A 17,171-nucleotide genomic window follows, 5' to 3' on the forward strand; every position below is an offset into this window, starting at 1 on the left:
TTATTCACCTGCAGTCGTAGCGGCTTGGGTGTCAGTATCGACTGGTTCAGTTTTGGTTTCTTCACCAAGTACTTTAATGGCTTGTCCAGAGTTTAAGCTGTTGATGCTAGTGGTTGATACGCGCTCATTCGCTTTGAAACTGCCTTGAATATAAATGGAGTCAACGTCTGAGCGAATAATATTGACTGGGCGTATTTCGATAATATTGTCGGCACTTACTACAGCAACTTGACCATTTCGTACTACATGGCGAGGCAGTTTTACCACATCATTAACGGTTCGACCTGTGATCACGGCATTAACAAAACTGCCGTATTTTAAAGGTAGTTGGCCTTCGGTTTTGTTGTTACGCAAATAGGGATCATGAATTTCTGCTACCAAATAGACCATGCGAGTTTGTTCGTCGATGACATTTTCGCTGCGCACTATATTGCCTTGCCAAGAGACTTGTTTACCCGCCAGCAATGCTGTGAGTGTGACTGCTGTTTCAGGATTATCGACCGACTCTAAATAAGCGAGATCTTCATTTGCTAACGGCAATCTGATTTCGGCGATACTGGTGTCGTATAGTTCACCTAAATTTGTGCCTAACGTGACATATTGGCCTAAGTCGACATTGCGGGCCTTAATGATGCCGTCAAATGGCGCGCGAATAACGGTGCGGGCTAAGTTACGTTGTGCACGGGCTAATGCCGCTTCTGCATACTTGACGTTGGCTTGTTCTTTTTTCAGTTGTGGAATACGTAATCCAAGTTCTGGCGGTAAGCCTTTACCAAAATCTTTAAATTCAATTTTAGCCACAACACCGCGGGCTTTCTCTTCATTTAATGCAGCAGTGGCCTGTGCGACAGTCGCTTCGGCCTGAATAAGGTCAGCTTCGTAATCAGATGGTTCGATAATGGCTAGTTGCTCGCCTTTTTTAACTACGCCACCGGCAACAAAATTGGCTGAAATACTTAGCATGCGCCCTTGAACTTCGGTGACAAGTTGAGTTTTATATTTAGGGTTAACCACACCATAGGAGGGTAAGTTAAGCGATAAGGTTTGCGGCGTAACGGTTTGCACATCAATTATCGGTACACTGATGGCTTCATCTTTTTGCTCGGGTGTCTCTTGGGTGCTAATAAGTGCCAGGGCTAGCCCAACAAATACAATAATGATCAAGAGTGGTGACAATCTTCTTAGTATGATTTTTATCATTTCTTTTGCGTATCCATGCTGAAATAATGCTAAAGACAGTTAACTTCGTTGGCTAACATGTTCATTCAGATTCATTTTATTACTCATTGCATCTAAATTAACAGAGTATGACGTTTATCTAAATAGCCTGATGTAAATAAAATGTTTCAAAAAATTGTGTTTTTTATGATTCTACGATTAACGCTTAATAAGTTGGTTTTTTTGATATGTTTTAGCAAGAATAAAATACAGTATGAAAGTATTAATCCATAGCCATTAATGGTTTAGAGTCTATTTTGTTGGTGGGTGTTTTTTGTGCATAAATTGACATATCTTGACACTTTGTGGCGGTATTCGGTCTAGTTAATGATGATATATAGCGCTTTAGGGATAAAAAAAGCGAATCACTGGGTAATTCGCTTTAATACTAGTTGGTCAATGTGTTTTAGGACACTGCAAAAAAGCTGCCTAAAAGTTACTTTTTCTTATATTTTTTCGATTTAACTCGAGCATCTTTTGCATTGGCTTTTTTCTTACCAGGCACTTTAGCTTCTTTGTGTTTAGGACGAAGTTCTTCAATCACACGACGTTTCAGTGGGATCTCAATGTATCGTTCAATTTTAGACACAATACGCATATCGTGCGCTTCAACTAGTGATATTGCGGTTCCTTTTGCGCCAGCGCGAGCGGTACGGCCAATTCGATGAACATAGGCGTCAGCAGAACGTGGCATGTCAAAGTTAATCACATGAGTAATGTCATCAACATCGATTCCTCGAGCTGCAACATCTGTCGCCAAAAGCACATTAACTTCGCCTTTAGAAAAACGACCCAATGCTTGGAAACGTTTTTTCTGTTCCATATCGCCGCGCATAAATGCACATGGGATATTGGCTTTTAGTAATAAGCCTTCAAGGCTGGCGACCATTTCGCGAGTTTTAACAAACACAATGGTGCGCGTAACATTTTCTTGTTGAAGAATATGGCATAACAATGCAAATTTATGTGCTTGATCGTCGGCCAAGTGAACCCACTGGTGTACTTTAGCTTTTTCACTGCGTGGCGCTTCAACATCGACCATTACGGGATCGGTTAATAAGTCGCGAGCGAAACGGTTAACCCCATTACCTTCAAGCGTGGCAGAAAACAGCATGTTCTGTTTGCGGCCTTGAGCTTCAATGGCAATTGATTGCACTACTGATGAGAAACCCATATCAAGCATGCGGTCAGCTTCATCAATAATTAAAATTTCAACTTCAGTGGCGTCAAATTTGTCTTTATCTAGGTATTCCATTAATCGACCTGGGGTGGCGATTAATAAATCAACATTGTCTGCAAGTGCTTCTTCTTGTGGGCCATATGGAACACCACCAGTAATAATGACGATATTAAGCTCAAGCCCAGTGGCTAAATGACTTGCATAACGATGAATTTGACTGGCTAATTCACGCGTTGGCGTTAGCACCAAAATACGTGCTTGGCCTTCAAAACGACGAGGGAAGTCAATAAGGTGCTGTAAAGCAGGCAGTAAAAAACTGGCCGTCTTACCGGTGCCAGTTGGCGCACGCGCTAAAATATCCCGCTGATCCATGGCCAATGGAATAGTTTGCTGCTGAATGGTGGTAGGGGTGTTGTGTCCCATGGCCTTGAGTGACTCTAATAAGCTAGGGTCGAGCTGGAAATCTTCAAATTGCATGCGCTGGTCTCGCTGAAAAATAGTTGAGTATTATAGCTGACCTATTGAGCAGGCTAAAGCTTTAAGTAGAATGGGCGGCATAAATCTATCATCGTTTCGCTATATCGCTCTTGTTTGTCGCGGATCGTCATTTGATGATACTGAGTTTCAACAGCAGGATGAGTGAGTGTTTGTGGCTCCGTTGTTGTTGGGTAGTGCTGGATTGCCAATATTGATCGGTTAGCTACCTTTCCTTCAATGCTAATGATATCAAGCTGCTTAGCAACGAATAGACCATAAGTGTTAAGTTGTTGAGTAAAACTGGCTAAACTTTGCAGTGGCAAAATAACACTTGCCGTGCCTTGCGGAGCAAGTAATTGGCTAATCACGCTCTGCAATTCGGCAAAGGGCAAGGTATTAGTGTGCCTGGCGTCAGCTCGTGCGCTATTTTTGGCTTGTGTGCCCTGTTCAAAGTAGGGTGGATTACAAATAATATGGTCGAATAATGGCTCATCATTCTTTTTGTGCAGTTGTTGAAAGTCTTGAATAGCACCGTGAAAGAGTTGCACCGTCTCTGACCAAGGGCTTTGTTTAATATTAAATTGGCAAGCCTTCGCGGCTGCATTGTCTATTTCTACTGCAATAATACTCGTGTGGCGAGGACTACGTTGTGCTGCCATTAAACTGAGCAAACCGCTTCCTGCACCAATATCCAGAATATGCCTTGATTGAGTTAGCTCAGCCCAAGCACCGAGTAAAACTGCATCAGTACTGACGGCCATACCACACTGTTGATCATCGATATGAAATTGCTTAAACGTAAAAGACATAGATAATTGATTACTCTTTCGATTGTATGAACTACTCGAATAAGATCATAACCGCTTTGATTTTTACTGTCGCGTGTTAATTCCCTCTGACCTGTACCGTTGACTTTTTGTTACGAAAAATTAACTTTAAAATCATAGATGTGGTGGATATGTACACAAGTCTTGCCATAAATCGTAACTAAATAGTTTTTTTTAATTGTTTAGGGGGCTGGTGCTTGAGTATTAAGGCGATATTTGATATTAGTTTGCGCGCTTTTTTACTCGTAAAATCGAGTGAAAAGTCTAATTAAGGCTATTTGACAGGGATGTCATGCTGAATACTGAGCTAGCGAGTCATTTTCGTTACTCTCTTAACAAAGTTTACTATTTTCTAAGTGTATTTTTAACTTTACAATTTATTGTTCGTTCAGCTCAGCAGTAGCTAATTATGGCGTAATCAATTAGGTTTGTTAAAAAACATAACAATAAAACGAGGCTAGTAGTGCAAACAACTAAAATGAGTGTGACTGATACGCTAGGGTTAGGGTTTATGACCTTTGCGTTTTTTTTAGGTGCGGGTAACTTAATTTTCCCACCTTTTGCTGGCATGCTTGCTGGCGAGAATATGTCTTTTGCGATGTTCGGTTTCTTAATTACCGCAGTGGGTATGCCACTGATAGGGTTAATTGCCGTTGCGAAAGCTAACGGTAAAGTGATGGCGCTATTACCTGCGTTTGCTGCCACAGCATTAGCCATTGCGATTTATATTATCATTGGCCCAGCATTTGCGGCCCCACGTACTGCGTTGGTGGCGTTCGAAATTGGCGCTAGACCTTTTATTAGTAATCCTGATGCGTTAATGATGCTTGGCGGCAAAGAGTTTAGTATTGCGCAACTTATTTATACTTTAGTGTTTTTCTCCATTGTGATGTTTTTATCTTTATTTCCAGGAAAATTACTCGATAGCGTAGGTAAAATACTTACGCCAGTATTGATTTTACTCTTGGTGGGGTTAGCCAGTTCAGTGATTATTCTTCCTGGCGCAGAGGTGAACCTTCCGGTCGGTGAATATATTAATAGTCCATTAACCAAAGGAATTATTGAAGGTTATAACACCATGGATACCTTGGCATCATTGATGTTTGGTATGTTAATCATCGATTTGTTACGCAAAAAAGGCGTAAACGATGCCGCCGATCAAACTAAGTATTTAGTTCGTGCAGCATTTATTGCTGCTGGTGGTTTAGCGTTTGTGTATGTGTCGTTGTTTTATCTTGGTGCTTCAGCAGGCGATTTTGCTATTGGTGCAGACAATGGCGGCCAAATTTTAACAAACTATGTGACTCATCATTTTGGTAATATTGGTACCTTAATGCTGTCAACGGTTGTAACGCTTGCTTGCTTAACGACGGCCGTTGGCTTAGTTACAGCCTGCTCTGAATTCTTCAATGAATTAATGCCAAAATTATCGTACCAGTTACTAGTGGTTTTATTAAGTGTGATATGTGCCACTGTCGCTAACGTAGGTTTATCGCAATTAATAAGCATCAGTATTCCTGTGTTAATGACTATTTATCCCGTTGCGATAGCATTGGTATTGGTAACCTTTTTGACAGAACGCTTTGCTAGACCTGCTTTTTCGCATCGAGTCGTGCTGAGTGTTGCACTGTTTTTCGGTATCTTTGATGGGTTACAAACGGCAGGCATGGACATGAGCTTCCTTGACTTTATGCCACTGCATGCAGAGGGGATGGCTTGGTTGCTACCTACTGCGTTAACAGCAATTGTGTGTTTGTTTTTACCTCAAAATCAGGCTCAAAAAGCGGATGCTTAATTGTTAAATAGATCATAATTAACAGATCAATATAACGACGTTATGATAGATTATCTAACGTCGTTTTTTATTATTTATTGGATACCGCTTTGGCCAAACCTGCTTATCAACCCGATCCCTTAATTAACCAGTTTCTTGATGACTTGTGGTCAACTAACGGGCTAAGTGATAATACCTTGGTATCTTATCGTACAGATTTACAAAATGCTGAACGTTATGTTTTGACCAAAGGTAAGGATTTGCTGCAAGTTGACCAGGCCTTACTGCGTGACTATCTTGCTGAACGTTTTGATAAACAATTTGCTAAAAGTAGCACAGCGAGACTTCTCAGTAGTTTACGACGTTTTTATGCTTACTTATTAGTTAAACAGAAAATAAGCCAAGACCCTACAGCATTAATCAAGTCGCCCAAGTTAGTTCGTCAATTACCGGATACATTGTCTGAGGCGCAAATAGATAATTTATTATCAGAGCCAAATATTGATGATCCTATCGAGTACCGAGATAAAGCCATGTTAGAGCTGTTGTATGCTACAGGGCTGCGGGTAACCGAATTGGTGAGTTTAACGATGGAGCAAATTAGTTTACGCCAAGGTTTGGTGAGGGTGATGGGTAAAGGAGGCAAAGAGCGTTTGGTCCCTTTAGGTGAGCTGGCCATTACAGCTGTTGAGCAGTACATCAAGTTTGCTCGTGCCGAGCTATTAAGTATGAAGCAGTCAGATGTATTGTTTCCCTCACGTCGTGGGCAAATGATGACCAGACAAACCTTTTGGCATCGGATTAAATTGTATGCGGCCAGGGCGGGTATTCAATGTCATTTATCACCACATACGTTACGCCATGCTTTTGCTACCCATTTACTTAACCATGGCGCGGATTTGCGTGTGGTACAATTATTACTCGGTCACAGTGATTTATCGACCACTCAAATTTATACACATGTTGCTAAAGTGCGCTTACAGCAACTGCATAGCCAACATCATCCACGCGGTTAGCTTAGTGTGATTTGTATCTGTGTAGGTTTCAAATCCTTACATTTAAGATTATGAGTATTTGTTGCGCTAGCGAAATTAAATCTGTAAGTTTTGCTTACGAAGTCGGGTCTATTGATTATGAACCCGTGTAATATAGGAATTACCATGAAGTTAACTAAAGCATTCGCCCTTGTTGCCAGCCTTATTATTGCCCCTATTGTGTCAGCGGCACCTGCGACCGATGTGTCCAATGAATCAGCGTTAAAGCAAAAACTCACTGAAACCTTGGGTGTCAACGTGATGCTCATTCAACAATCTCCAATCGACGGTTTATATCAAGCACTAACAGACCGCGGTGTATTATACGTCACCAAAGATGGCACAAAACTCATTCATGGCAATTTGTATGACATGGATAAAGGCATGAAAAACTTAACCGAGGCTGCATTGGCTGGACCTCGCATAGAGTTACTTAAGCCATTTGAAGATGAGATGTTGGTTTACAAAGCGAAAAATGAGAAACATGTTGTCACGGTATTTACCGATGTAGACTGTGGTTATTGCCGCAAGCTACACAATCAAATGCAAGGCTATAATGATTTAGGTATTACTATTCGTTATTTAGCTTATCCTCGTGCAGGTATTCCTTCTGCTAATGCAGACGAGATGCAAGCGGTATGGTGTGCTAAAGATCCTTTAAAAGCGATGTCAGAAGCTAAAGCGGGTGGTAATGTTAAAGCGGCAAGTTGTGATATTGATATTGCAGCCCAGTATAAATTAGGTATGTCGTTCGGGATTAACGGTACACCAGCACTGATTTTAGAAAATGGTGTGATGGTACCTGGCTATCAAGCTCCGGCAGATTTATTACGTACGATTGAATCGAATTTATAAATCAGACTAGTAAATCAACGTCGTAAAGCGTGTGCTAAAAACGTAAAATCAAGGTGAGCTTAGGCTCACCTTTTTGTTATGCTCTATTCTCTAATTACCCGTTTAAGGTTGCCTTTTGTCTCATAAAATAGTCCGTCGTCCTCAGGTTGATGATAGTCATTTACCCGCTTCTTTATCGCCATTATTGAAACAGCTCTATGCTCGCCGTGGCGTCAATGAAGATAACTGCGAATTAATGCTAAGTAAGTTATTACGCCCAGATAGTATGAAAGGGCTAGCAGAAGCCGCCGTGATTATTGCGGATGCTATTGCTGCGCAGCAATCAATTTTGATTGTTGGGGATTTTGATGCTGATGGTGCTACGTCGACTAGTGTATGTATGCTGGCGCTGAAAATGATGGGGGCAAAACATGTTGATTACCTTATTCCTAATCGGTTTGATTATGGTTATGGCTTAAGCCCTGAAATTGTTGCGGTGGCTTTTACTAAAAATGCTGATGTACTCATTACCGTTGATAATGGAATATCTTCAATTGAAGGGGTGGCAGCTGCAAAATTGTTAGGAATGACTGTTGTCGTGACAGATCATCATTTACCTGGCAGCACCTTGCCCAATGCTGATGTTATTGTTAATCCTAATCAACCTGGTTGCCAGTTTGCCAGTAAGTCAATTGCCGGTGTTGGGGTGGCGTTTTATCTAATGTCTGCTTTACGTGCGCAATTAAGGCAGCGTAATTGGTATCAACAACAGCAAATCACTGAGCCTAATCTGGGCACATTGCTTGATATTGTCGCTTTAGGTACTGTCGCTGATGTTGTGTCGTTAGACACTAATAACCGTATTCTCGTTAATGCTGGTTTGCAGCGAGTCAGAAGTGGCCGCTGTCGTGTTGGCATTACAGCATTGCTTGAAGTGGCGAAACGGAGTCCTGAAAAGATTGTTGCTGCTGATTTTGGTTTTGCGGTAGGGCCTCGACTCAATGCAGCTGGGCGTTTAGATGAAATGGCGCTAGGGGTTGAAACCTTACTGTGTGAAGACATCATGTTAGCCAGAAGAATGGCAGCGGAATTAGATGGATTAAACCAAGAGCGCCGCGAACTTGAAACGGGCATGCAACAAGAGGCATTAAAAAGTTTATCGAAAGTGTCACTCAATGAAGCTGATTTACCGTGGGGCATCGCCATTTTTCAGGATGATTGGCATCAAGGTGTTATTGGTATTTTGGCCTCACGGATTAAGGATCGTTATCATCGTCCGGTTATTGCTTTTGCCGATGCGGGTGATGGTGTAATAAAAGGTTCTGCCCGTTCGATTAAAGGCCTGCATATGCGAGATTTACTCGAACGCATTAATGGTCGCTGTCCTGGAATGATAACCAAGTTTGGTGGTCACGCTATGGCAGCAGGGCTATCGTTAAAAGCAAATGTGTTTGAGCAGTTTAAGCAAGCTTATGATGATGCGGTAAGAGAAGTATTAGATTATGAACAGCTGACGGGGGAGCTACTCTCTGATGGTGAGTTATCGAGCCAGTTAATGACGCTTGATACTGCCTTTTTATTACGAAATGCAGGGCCATGGGGGCAGTCGTTTGAAGAACCACTATTTGATGGTGTATTCAAGGTAGTACAGCAGCGTATAGTGGGTGAAAAACACTTAAAATTATTACTTGAAACGGAATGTGGCAGCGCGATGTTAGACGGTATTGCTTTTAATGTGGATTTAGCAATATGGCCTGATGCAACCATTAAACATGCTCGTGTGGTCTATAAGCTTGATGTGAACGAGTTTAGAGGTAATCAAACTGTGCAGTTAATGGTGGATTATATTGAGCCGATGTAATCGCTGTTTTATGTTGTCGCAGATTTTTCTGGCGAGTTGATAGACTCGTCAGTGAACAAACTGTTTGATAGAGCGTAACGAGATAGCGATATTGTAGCGTTAACGTTCAACTGATTTTATAGCCAACGAGCTGAACATTAACTATACAGTAGAGCAATCCAGTTGATAGGCTACCTGAGCCGCTAAATAATATGTGGCTTTAACACTCGTCAAAGTGATACCGGCAACAAAAACAAAAAGGCCTCGCAATGCGAGGCCTTTTTGTTAAAACTGATAAAGTTATTTGGTACAGGTGAGAGGACTTGAACCTCCACGCCCTTACGAGCATCAGCACCTGAAGCTGACGTGTCTACCAATTCCACCACACCTGCAAAACATGTATCGAGAAATAACTTTATTCTATTAGTCGCTGTCGCCACCAATATAAATATGGTGCCCGAACCCGGAATCGAACCAGGGACACGAGGATTTTCAATCCTCTGCTCTACCGACTGAGCTATTCGGGCGACGGACGCAATTTAAAGGATTTTGACCCATTGAGTCAACCTGTTTTTTATATTTATATCAAAAATCGATTTGTTTGGATGTATTTTGGGCGTATCGAATGTTATTCAGCCGAAGTACCATAGTGTAATAAATACTTCACTCCTATGATGGTAACTAGAGTAAATGGTGTTATGGTGCCTCTTTTACTGGTGTGGTTACCATAACAAGTAAAAAATATTGAATATATAGAGACTCAAATTGCCAAGGCAGATAAATCAGGTATAAAAAAACGCTCCAAGGAGCGTTTAATGTGAAACAATAATTAACAGTCGTAGAGTATGAATGATGACTAGTTAGATAATATTTCATTAGCTGGAAAGTTTGCTTTCATTACAGTTTTAACGTTTTGCTGTAATTTTTCCTGACCTAATTCGTCATACGCTTTAGCCATAATTTCTAATGCCCGTTCAGTTGAAGGTGTTCCTGGAAACTTCTCCATAACTGATTGAGCACGAACAGCAGCTGCACTCCATGCGTTCATTTTGATATAATATTCTGCAACTTGAATTGAATATTTAGCCAAACGGTTCTTTAAGAACTGCATACGTTGTTGTGCATCAGCAGAATACTTGCTATTTGGATACGATTTAATCAATCGATCAAAATCTTTAAATGCATCTTGAGCATTTTTGGGATCACGATCGGTACGATCAATATTCATTAAATCGTGAAATAAGTAATTATCTGCCTGCATATTGGTTAAACCACGCATATAATAGACGTAATCTATATTAGGATGCGTTGGATTGAGGCGTAAAAAGCGATCAATATTGGCAACTCCTGAGGCAGCATCATCCATTTTGTAATACGCATAAATCAAGTCTAATTGAACTTGAGTTTTGTGCGGACCAAATGGAAAACGAGAGTCCAATGCTTCAAGTGAACGAACGGCTTTAGAGTAATTACCTAATTCCATTGACGTTCTTGCTTGAGAGTACAGGACATCAGGTGATGCTTTACTGGCAACATCATCGTCTTCTGGACTGCTACTACAGGCTGTTATAGCCAGTGAAAGTAATACTAGGGCGGCACCTTGGGCAATTTTATACATACTTGAATTCAATTCTTTTTAAGTTGTTGTTAAGAATTTTTCCATTTCACGGTAAAATAGAAAACATCCGATTGTAACAGATAGCACATTCACTTTGGACCCCTAAACTGGGGTACGGTTCCTATGACACAAGAGATTAATCTAAAAAGCGAGATCACAGCAACACAAACCGGTCTGAGATTAGACCAAGCATTAGCTGGTTTGTTCCCTGACTACTCGCGTACACGCATCAAGGAATGGATCCTATCTGGTGCAATTACTATTGACGGTATCACAGTCGACAAGCCACGGGAAAAGGTTTTCGAGTCTCAGTTGATAGAAGTGACGGCAACACTTGAAGAAGAAGTGAGTGCTAAAGCGCAAAATATCGACTTAAATATTATTTATGAAGACGACCATATTATTGTCATTAACAAGCAAGCTGGTTTAGTTGTTCATCCTGGCGCTGGTAATGCAGACGGTACGTTGATGAATGCTTTATTATACCATTGTCCAGATATTGAACATGTACCAAGAGCAGGTATTGTTCATCGTTTAGATAAAGACACTACAGGGCTAATGGTTGTTGCTAAAACAGTTGAAGCACAAACGCATTTGGTTGCCGCATTACAGGCTCGTGATATTGTTCGCGAGTATGAAGCGATTGTATTAGGCACTATGACGGCAGGTGGCACGGTTGATGAACCTATTGAACGTCACGCAACTAGACGTACTCAAATGGCCGTTATCCATGGTGGTCGCCCATCGGTGACTCATTATCGTGTGTCTGAAAAGTTCCGAGCTCATACGCGTTTACGTTTGCGTCTGGAATCTGGTCGTACTCACCAAATTCGTGTTCATATGGCGCATATTGGTCATGAGTTAGTTGGCGATCCGGTTTATGGTGGTCGTCCTCGTCCGCCTAAATCAGCGAGCCCAGAGTTTTTTGAATTACTCAAAAACTTTAAGCGCCAAGCTTTACATGCAGTGCGTTTAGAACTTGCTCATCCATTTACCTGTGAAATCATGACTTGGCATGCGCCGATCCCTGATGACATGGTTGAGCTGACAAAAGCACTACGAGTCGATACTGAGCTTAATCCGATAGTGTATTTATAATGCTTGAGCACGATTGGCCAATACCTGTTAACGTTGCCATAGCGATGACAAATCGTTTTGGTGGCGTCAGTGTTAGCCCGTTTGATAGTTTAAATTTAGGGCTACATGTTGGTGATAAGCCTCAAGATGTATTCGCTAATCGTGCAATATTAACTCAGCAATTATCATTACCTGCTGAGCCAATCTGGCTTGAGCAAGTTCATGGTACTAAGGTTGTTGATGTACAAACATTGATGCCAGGTAGCGCGATAGCATTAGCTGATGGTAGTTACAGTAATCAGTTTGGCCATGTATGTACGGTAATGACGGCCGATTGCTTACCAATATTATTATGTAATCAACAAGGCACTGAAGTTGCCGCAGTTCATGCCGGGTGGCGCGGTTTGTGTGAGGGCATCATCGAGCAAGCATTGGCGATGTTTCATTCTCCACCGTCAGCATTAATCGCATACTTAGGGCCTGCAATAGGTCCTTGTGCATTTGAAGTTGGTAGTGAAGTTCGTGATGCTTTTATCAATAAAAATCCGCAAGCTGCAACTCATTTTGTTCAGAATAATGCTAAATATTTAGCTGATTTAGTCGGCTTAGCTAAGTTGCGTTTATCTACAGCAGGCGTTACTCAAATTTATAGCGCAGATGTGTGTACCTTTTCTGAACCTGATTACTTTTCTTACCGTCGTGACAAGCAAACGGGTCGAATGGCTTCTCTCATTTGGCTTAAATCTTAAGTTATTATTGGTAACAACTTTCAAGTATAAAAAATCAACAATTTTTTGATCCAGATTAAGTTTTAACCTTGAGTTTACATTAAATGCCCCCATCTTTAAGTTAACAAATTATTCATTTCTGAATTAATTTCCCATTCCACATGTATCAGATCCTAGGAGGTTGTATGAGACTCGATCGTATGACTAATAAGTTTCAAATTGCCATTTCTGATGCCCAATCATTAGCATTGGGACGCGATCATCAATTTATTGAACCTATTCATTTAATGATGGCGCTGTTAAATCAAGATTCTGGTTCTATTCATTCTTTACTAACGCAAGCGGGCATTCGTGTTAGTGCGCTTCGCTCAGCGGTTAGCCAAGAGTTAGAACGTTTACCGCAAGTTGAAGGTACTGGTGGTGATGTTCAGTTATCACAAGGGTTAATTCGTTTACTAAACCTATGCGATAAGTTAGCGCAAAAGCGCAAAGACAAATACATTTCATCTGAATTGTTTGTCTTGGCTGCATTAGAAAATAATGACCCCCTTGCCAAAGCATTAAAAGATTCAGGTGCAAGCAAAGAGTTAATGGAAAAAACCATTGAAGACATGCGTGGCGGGCAGAAAGTTGATGATCCCAATGCTGAAGATCAACGCCAAGCATTGAAAAAATTTACCGTAGATTTAACCGAGCGGGCAGAGCAAGGTAAGTTAGACCCTGTTATTGGTCGTGATGAGGAAATTCGTCGCACGATTCAAGTGCTACAACGCCGTACTAAAAATAATCCGGTATTAATTGGTGAACCTGGTGTCGGTAAAACCGCCATTGTTGAAGGTTTAGCTCAGCGTATTGTGAATGGTGAAGTCCCTGAAGGGATTAAAAATAAACGGGTATTGTCATTAGACATGGGCTCGTTAATTGCGGGAGCCAAATATCGTGGTGAGTTTGAAGAACGCTTGAAAGCAGTATTGAATGAGCTATCCCAAGAGGAAGGTCAGGTCATTCTGTTTATTGATGAGCTGCATACCATGGTCGGCGCAGGTAAGGGCGAGGGCGCAATGGATGCTGGTAATATGCTTAAGCCTGCTTTAGCACGTGGTGATTTGCATTGTGTCGGCGCAACAACACTTGATGAATATCGTCAATATATTGAGAAAGATGCTGCACTTGAACGCCGTTTTCAAAAAGTAATTGTTGATGAACCGAGCGTTGAAGACACCATTGCCATTTTACGTGGTCTAAAAGAGCGTTACGAATTACATCATCATGTTGAAATAACTGATCCTGCAATAGTTGCAGCAGCAACCATGTCGCATCGTTATATTTCAGACCGTAAATTGCCGGACAAAGCTATCGACTTAATCGATGAAGCGGCATCTAGTATCAGAATGCAGATTGATTCTAAGCCAGAAGTACTTGACCGCTTAGAACGCCGCGCTATTCAGCTTAAGCTGGAAGAACAAGCGTTAAGTAAAGAGTCAGACGAGGCCAGTCGTAAACGTCTTGAGTTTTTACAACATGAACTGAGGGATGTCGAAAGTAAAGCTTCTGAGATGAATGAGATTTGGCATACCGAGAAAGCAGCATTAGCAGGCACACAACATATTAAAGCCGATCTCGAACAGGCGAGAATGGATTTAGAAGTAGCTCGTCGTGCGGGTGACTTAACGCGGATGTCTGAATTACAGTATGGGCGTATTCCTGAGCTCGAAAAGCAACTAGATTTAGCATCGCAAGCAGAAATGCAAGATATGACACTGTTACGTAATAAAGTGACTGAGGTCGAGATTGCTGAAGTACTATCAAAAGCCACCGGTATCCCTGTTTCAAAAATGCTCGAAGGTGAGCGTGAAAAACTATTGCATATGGAAGATGCATTGCATGAGCGTGTAATCGGCCAAAATGAGGCTGTAGAGGCAGTATCTAATGCCATTCGTCGTAGTCGGGCAGGTCTTGCCGATCCACAACGTCCAATAGGTTCGTTCTTGTTCCTTGGGCCTACCGGTGTGGGTAAAACTGAGCTGTGTAAATCGCTAGCTAAGTTTTTGTTTGATTCAGAATCAGCTCTTGTGCGCATAGACATGTCTGAATTTATGGAAAAACACACCGTTTCGCGTTTAGTTGGTGCCCCTCCCGGATATGTGGGTTATGAAGAAGGCGGTTACTTAACTGAGGCGGTTCGCCGTAAGCCCTATTCCGTGATCTTGTTAGACGAAGTTGAGAAAGCTCATCCAGATGTATTTAATGTGTTGCTGCAAGTATTAGATGATGGCCGTTTAACTGATGGTCAAGGCAGAACGGTTGATTTTAAAAACACTGTCATCATCATGACCTCTAACCTTGGCTCAGATATTATTCAAGAGGGCTTTGGTCATACGAGTTATGAAGATATGAAAGCTGGAGTCATGAATGTTGTGACGCAAAGCTTCCGTCCAGAGTTTTTAAATCGAATTGATGAGTCTGTGGTATTCCATCCCTTAGACGCCGAAAATATCAAACACATTGCCAGTATTCAATTTGAATTATTGCGCAAACGTTTGATCGAGAAAGAGTTCGATATTGAATTATCTGATGAGGCTTTATCATTAATTGCTGAAGCTGGATTCGATCCTGTTTATGGTGCAAGACCCTTAAAACGAGCATTGCAGCAAGAAGTAGAGAATCCTTTAGCCCAAAAATTGCTGCGAGGTCAATTATTGCCAGGTAAAATGATTAAAGTCGTAGTAGAAGATGGCAAGCTAGCCTTCAATCAATAATGTTATCTAGCATTATCAGCTAACGTTTTTGAACAAAGGGAGCATTAGCTCCCTTTGTTATTATTTACTTTGACAAAATAACCTGACCCGTTCGGTATTTTCAGTAATAGCTGCTTGCCTCTGTTCTTCTGTCATTGAGACAGTTTCACCAGTAGTTTTATCTTGTTGATTTAATTTGCTGTGAGTATTCAATACACTCAGGCTGTGCTTAGCACTTTCACAGATGTCTTTGGCTTGTTGTTTGTCTTTTTCATTAATGATTTTTGCTGATTGTTCTAATTGAGATTCCACGTTAACAGCGGTTTTTTTTTGTGGTGTGTAAGTGCCAATTTTAGCGGGTTCCATATCCTCACTATAAATCTTGCTTGCATCTACATTTAGGGGCTGTTGTTGGCTGTAATGTACAACGCCAGCATCATCCACCCAAGTGTAAATGGTCGCGGCAAATAAACATGTACTAAATGCAAAAGTGACTAAACCAAAAACTAAACGCGTAATTTCCATGTGAGTTTCCCAGAGCTAATTGACGTTATGCTTGAATATTTCAAAATATGCTATCTTTGAGTATAAATCCAACAACTAAAACGATAATGTGTAAAGTGTATGCAAAATTCACCTAATCACCCAGTAAAAAATAAAGGTATTTACCTATTACCTAACTTATTTACTACCGCAGGGCTATTTTCTGGTTTTTATGCTGTCATTTCATCAATGAACGGTCATTTTGAGTTAGCGTCAATTGCTATCTTTATCGCTATGATTTGTGACGGACTAGATGGCAGAGTCGCAAGGTTAACCAATACTCAAAGTGATTTTGGGGCTGAATATGATAGTTTGGCCGATATGGTTTCTTTTGGCATGGCTCCAGCGATCCTTGCTTATAATTGGGCATTGCAAGATTTAGGTAAAGTAGGCTGGTTAGCTGCTTTTATCTACTGTGCTTGTGCAGCATTGAGATTAGCTCGTTTCAATACCCAAGTTGGTGTTGCCGATAAACGTTATTTTCAAGGTCTAGCTAGTCCCGCTGCAGCAGCCTTAATCGCTGGAAGTATTTGGAGTGGTTCTAAATATGAGCTTGACCCTACCGATATAAATTACCTTGCCGCATTGATTACTGCATTAACAGGACTACTCATGGTCAGTAACTTTCGCTATCACTCCTTTAAGGAAGTAGATTGGCGAGGGAAAGTAAATTTCGTGGTGATGTTATTGCTCGTAGGTGTGTTCGTTATTATTTCTGTAGAACCAGCCATCATTCTTTGTCTTGGTTTCTACATATATGCACTATCTGGACCTGTTATCACGATTAACGCTATTAAGAAGTTAAAAGTGGCCCACATCGTTGGCGATGAATTGAATAAAACAGAGACACAACAACACTCAACCATCGATGACATCAATAATACTGATATTACCAACGAGAAAAATGAAAGTTAACTATAGAGTGATTTTCTTCAATAGCATCTAACAATAGAGTTTACGTAGTTAGTTCCTCTACTATATAGATAGCTGAGGTAATCGTTGTGACTTGCCAACATATTCATTAAATCATATCTTTTTTATCTAAATCTTAAATATGTACTATAATTATTATCCGGTTTTATATTAGTTAATCTACTCCTTTGTATTATCTGAAGCTTAATTGAGCAAAATCGAACACGGTTGTGTGTTTTTAGTACCGAGTTGTTTGATTAGTATTCGGTTGATTGCTTTTTTGCTAAAAGCTTTAAAAAAGGCCTTGCGCAAAACCGTGTGGTGCCTATAATGCGCATCCACTGACACGGCAGACAGCGCAAGCGGTTACC

Annotated in this window: 13 protein-coding genes and 2 tRNA genes; 8 read left to right on the top strand and 7 right to left on the bottom strand. The window is 41.1% G+C overall.

The genetic code is table 11. From position 1 onward, the window contains the following. From CXF88_RS03395 to CXF88_RS03405, 3 genes are all read right to left on the bottom strand, one after another. On the bottom strand, window positions 1-1,200 hold the full coding sequence (locus tag CXF88_RS03395; RefSeq protein ID WP_101085337.1) for an efflux RND transporter periplasmic adaptor subunit: 1,200 nt from the start codon (window positions 1,198-1,200) through the stop codon (window positions 1-3). Between the two features lie 454 nt (window positions 1,201-1,654). Then, window positions 1,655-2,875, bottom strand: a complete 1,221-nt coding sequence (srmB, locus tag CXF88_RS03400) for an ATP-dependent RNA helicase SrmB (protein WP_101085338.1) — start codon at window positions 2,873-2,875, stop codon at window positions 1,655-1,657. Between the two features lie 53 nt (window positions 2,876-2,928). After that, window positions 2,929-3,684 carry a methyltransferase gene (locus tag CXF88_RS03405; protein ID WP_101085339.1) on the bottom strand — a complete coding sequence of 252 codons (756 nt, stop codon included), beginning with the start codon at window positions 3,682-3,684 and terminating at the stop codon, window positions 2,929-2,931. A gap of 481 nt (window positions 3,685-4,165) precedes the next feature. On the opposite strand from CXF88_RS03405, the gene brnQ reads away from it, so the two are divergent. The 4 genes from brnQ (at window position 4,166) to recJ (ending at window position 9,205) form a co-directional block, all read left to right on the top strand. Further along, entirely contained in the window at window positions 4,166-5,497 is a 1,332-nt protein-coding gene (gene brnQ, locus CXF88_RS03410; RefSeq protein WP_101085340.1) for a branched-chain amino acid transport system II carrier protein, read from the top strand. An 89-nt stretch (window positions 5,498-5,586) separates the two neighbouring features. Continuing rightward, the gene (xerD, locus tag CXF88_RS03415; protein ID WP_101085341.1) at window positions 5,587-6,492 is read left to right on the top strand and encodes a site-specific tyrosine recombinase XerD; all 906 of its coding nucleotides are present in this window, start codon (window positions 5,587-5,589) and stop codon (window positions 6,490-6,492) included. A gap of 144 nt (window positions 6,493-6,636) precedes the next feature. Beyond that, the gene (gene dsbC, locus CXF88_RS03420) at window positions 6,637-7,365 is read left to right on the top strand and encodes a bifunctional protein-disulfide isomerase/oxidoreductase DsbC (protein ID WP_101085342.1); all 729 of its coding nucleotides are present in this window, start codon (window positions 6,637-6,639) and stop codon (window positions 7,363-7,365) included. Window positions 7,366-7,480: 115 nt separating this feature from the next. Continuing rightward, window positions 7,481-9,205 (top strand): single-stranded-DNA-specific exonuclease RecJ, encoded by a 1,725-nt coding sequence (recJ, locus tag CXF88_RS03425; protein WP_101085343.1) that lies wholly within the window; start codon window positions 7,481-7,483, stop codon window positions 9,203-9,205. Window positions 9,206-9,489: 284 nt separating this feature from the next. On the opposite strand, the gene CXF88_RS03430 is transcribed toward recJ, so the two are convergent. From CXF88_RS03430 to CXF88_RS03440, 3 genes are all read right to left on the bottom strand, one after another. Further along, window positions 9,490-9,576 (bottom strand) — tRNA-Leu (locus CXF88_RS03430). Between the two features lie 59 nt (window positions 9,577-9,635). Beyond that, window positions 9,636-9,711: transfer RNA gene (locus tag CXF88_RS03435), tRNA-Phe, on the bottom strand. A gap of 329 nt (window positions 9,712-10,040) precedes the next feature. Then, a complete protein-coding gene (locus CXF88_RS03440; RefSeq protein WP_101085344.1) occupies window positions 10,041-10,802 on the bottom strand; it encodes an outer membrane protein assembly factor BamD in 762 nt (253 codons plus the stop codon). Window positions 10,803-10,925: 123 nt separating this feature from the next. Between CXF88_RS03440 and rluD the strand changes: the two genes are divergently transcribed. The 3 genes from rluD (at window position 10,926) to clpB (ending at window position 15,366) form a co-directional block, all read left to right on the top strand. Continuing rightward, window positions 10,926-11,900 carry a 23S rRNA pseudouridine(1911/1915/1917) synthase RluD gene (gene rluD, locus CXF88_RS03445; RefSeq protein ID WP_059746300.1) on the top strand — a complete coding sequence of 325 codons (975 nt, stop codon included), beginning with the start codon at window positions 10,926-10,928 and terminating at the stop codon, window positions 11,898-11,900. Next, window positions 11,900-12,628: a peptidoglycan editing factor PgeF gene (gene pgeF, locus CXF88_RS03450; RefSeq protein ID WP_101085345.1), complete on the top strand. Its 729-nt coding sequence runs from the start codon at window positions 11,900-11,902 to the stop codon at window positions 12,626-12,628. Before rluD ends, pgeF begins: the two co-directional genes overlap by 1 nt. A gap of 164 nt (window positions 12,629-12,792) precedes the next feature. Next, window positions 12,793-15,366: an ATP-dependent chaperone ClpB gene (gene clpB / locus CXF88_RS03455; protein WP_101085346.1), complete on the top strand. Its 2,574-nt coding sequence runs from the start codon at window positions 12,793-12,795 to the stop codon at window positions 15,364-15,366. Between the two features lie 60 nt (window positions 15,367-15,426). Here clpB and CXF88_RS03460 read toward each other — a convergent pair whose 3' ends face one another. Next, a complete protein-coding gene (locus CXF88_RS03460; protein WP_101085347.1) occupies window positions 15,427-15,870 on the bottom strand; it encodes a DUF4124 domain-containing protein in 444 nt (147 codons plus the stop codon). Window positions 15,871-15,969: 99 nt separating this feature from the next. Between CXF88_RS03460 and pssA the strand changes: the two genes are divergently transcribed. Beyond that, window positions 15,970-16,803, top strand: coding sequence for a CDP-diacylglycerol--serine O-phosphatidyltransferase (pssA, locus tag CXF88_RS03465; protein ID WP_101085348.1), 834 nt, complete (start codon window positions 15,970-15,972; stop codon window positions 16,801-16,803). Window positions 16,804-17,171 lie beyond the last annotated feature (368 nt).

It is taken from the genome of Shewanella sp. ALD9, from assembly GCF_002836315.1.
In the GTDB taxonomy this organism is placed as follows: Bacteria; Pseudomonadota; Gammaproteobacteria; order Enterobacterales; family Shewanellaceae; genus Shewanella.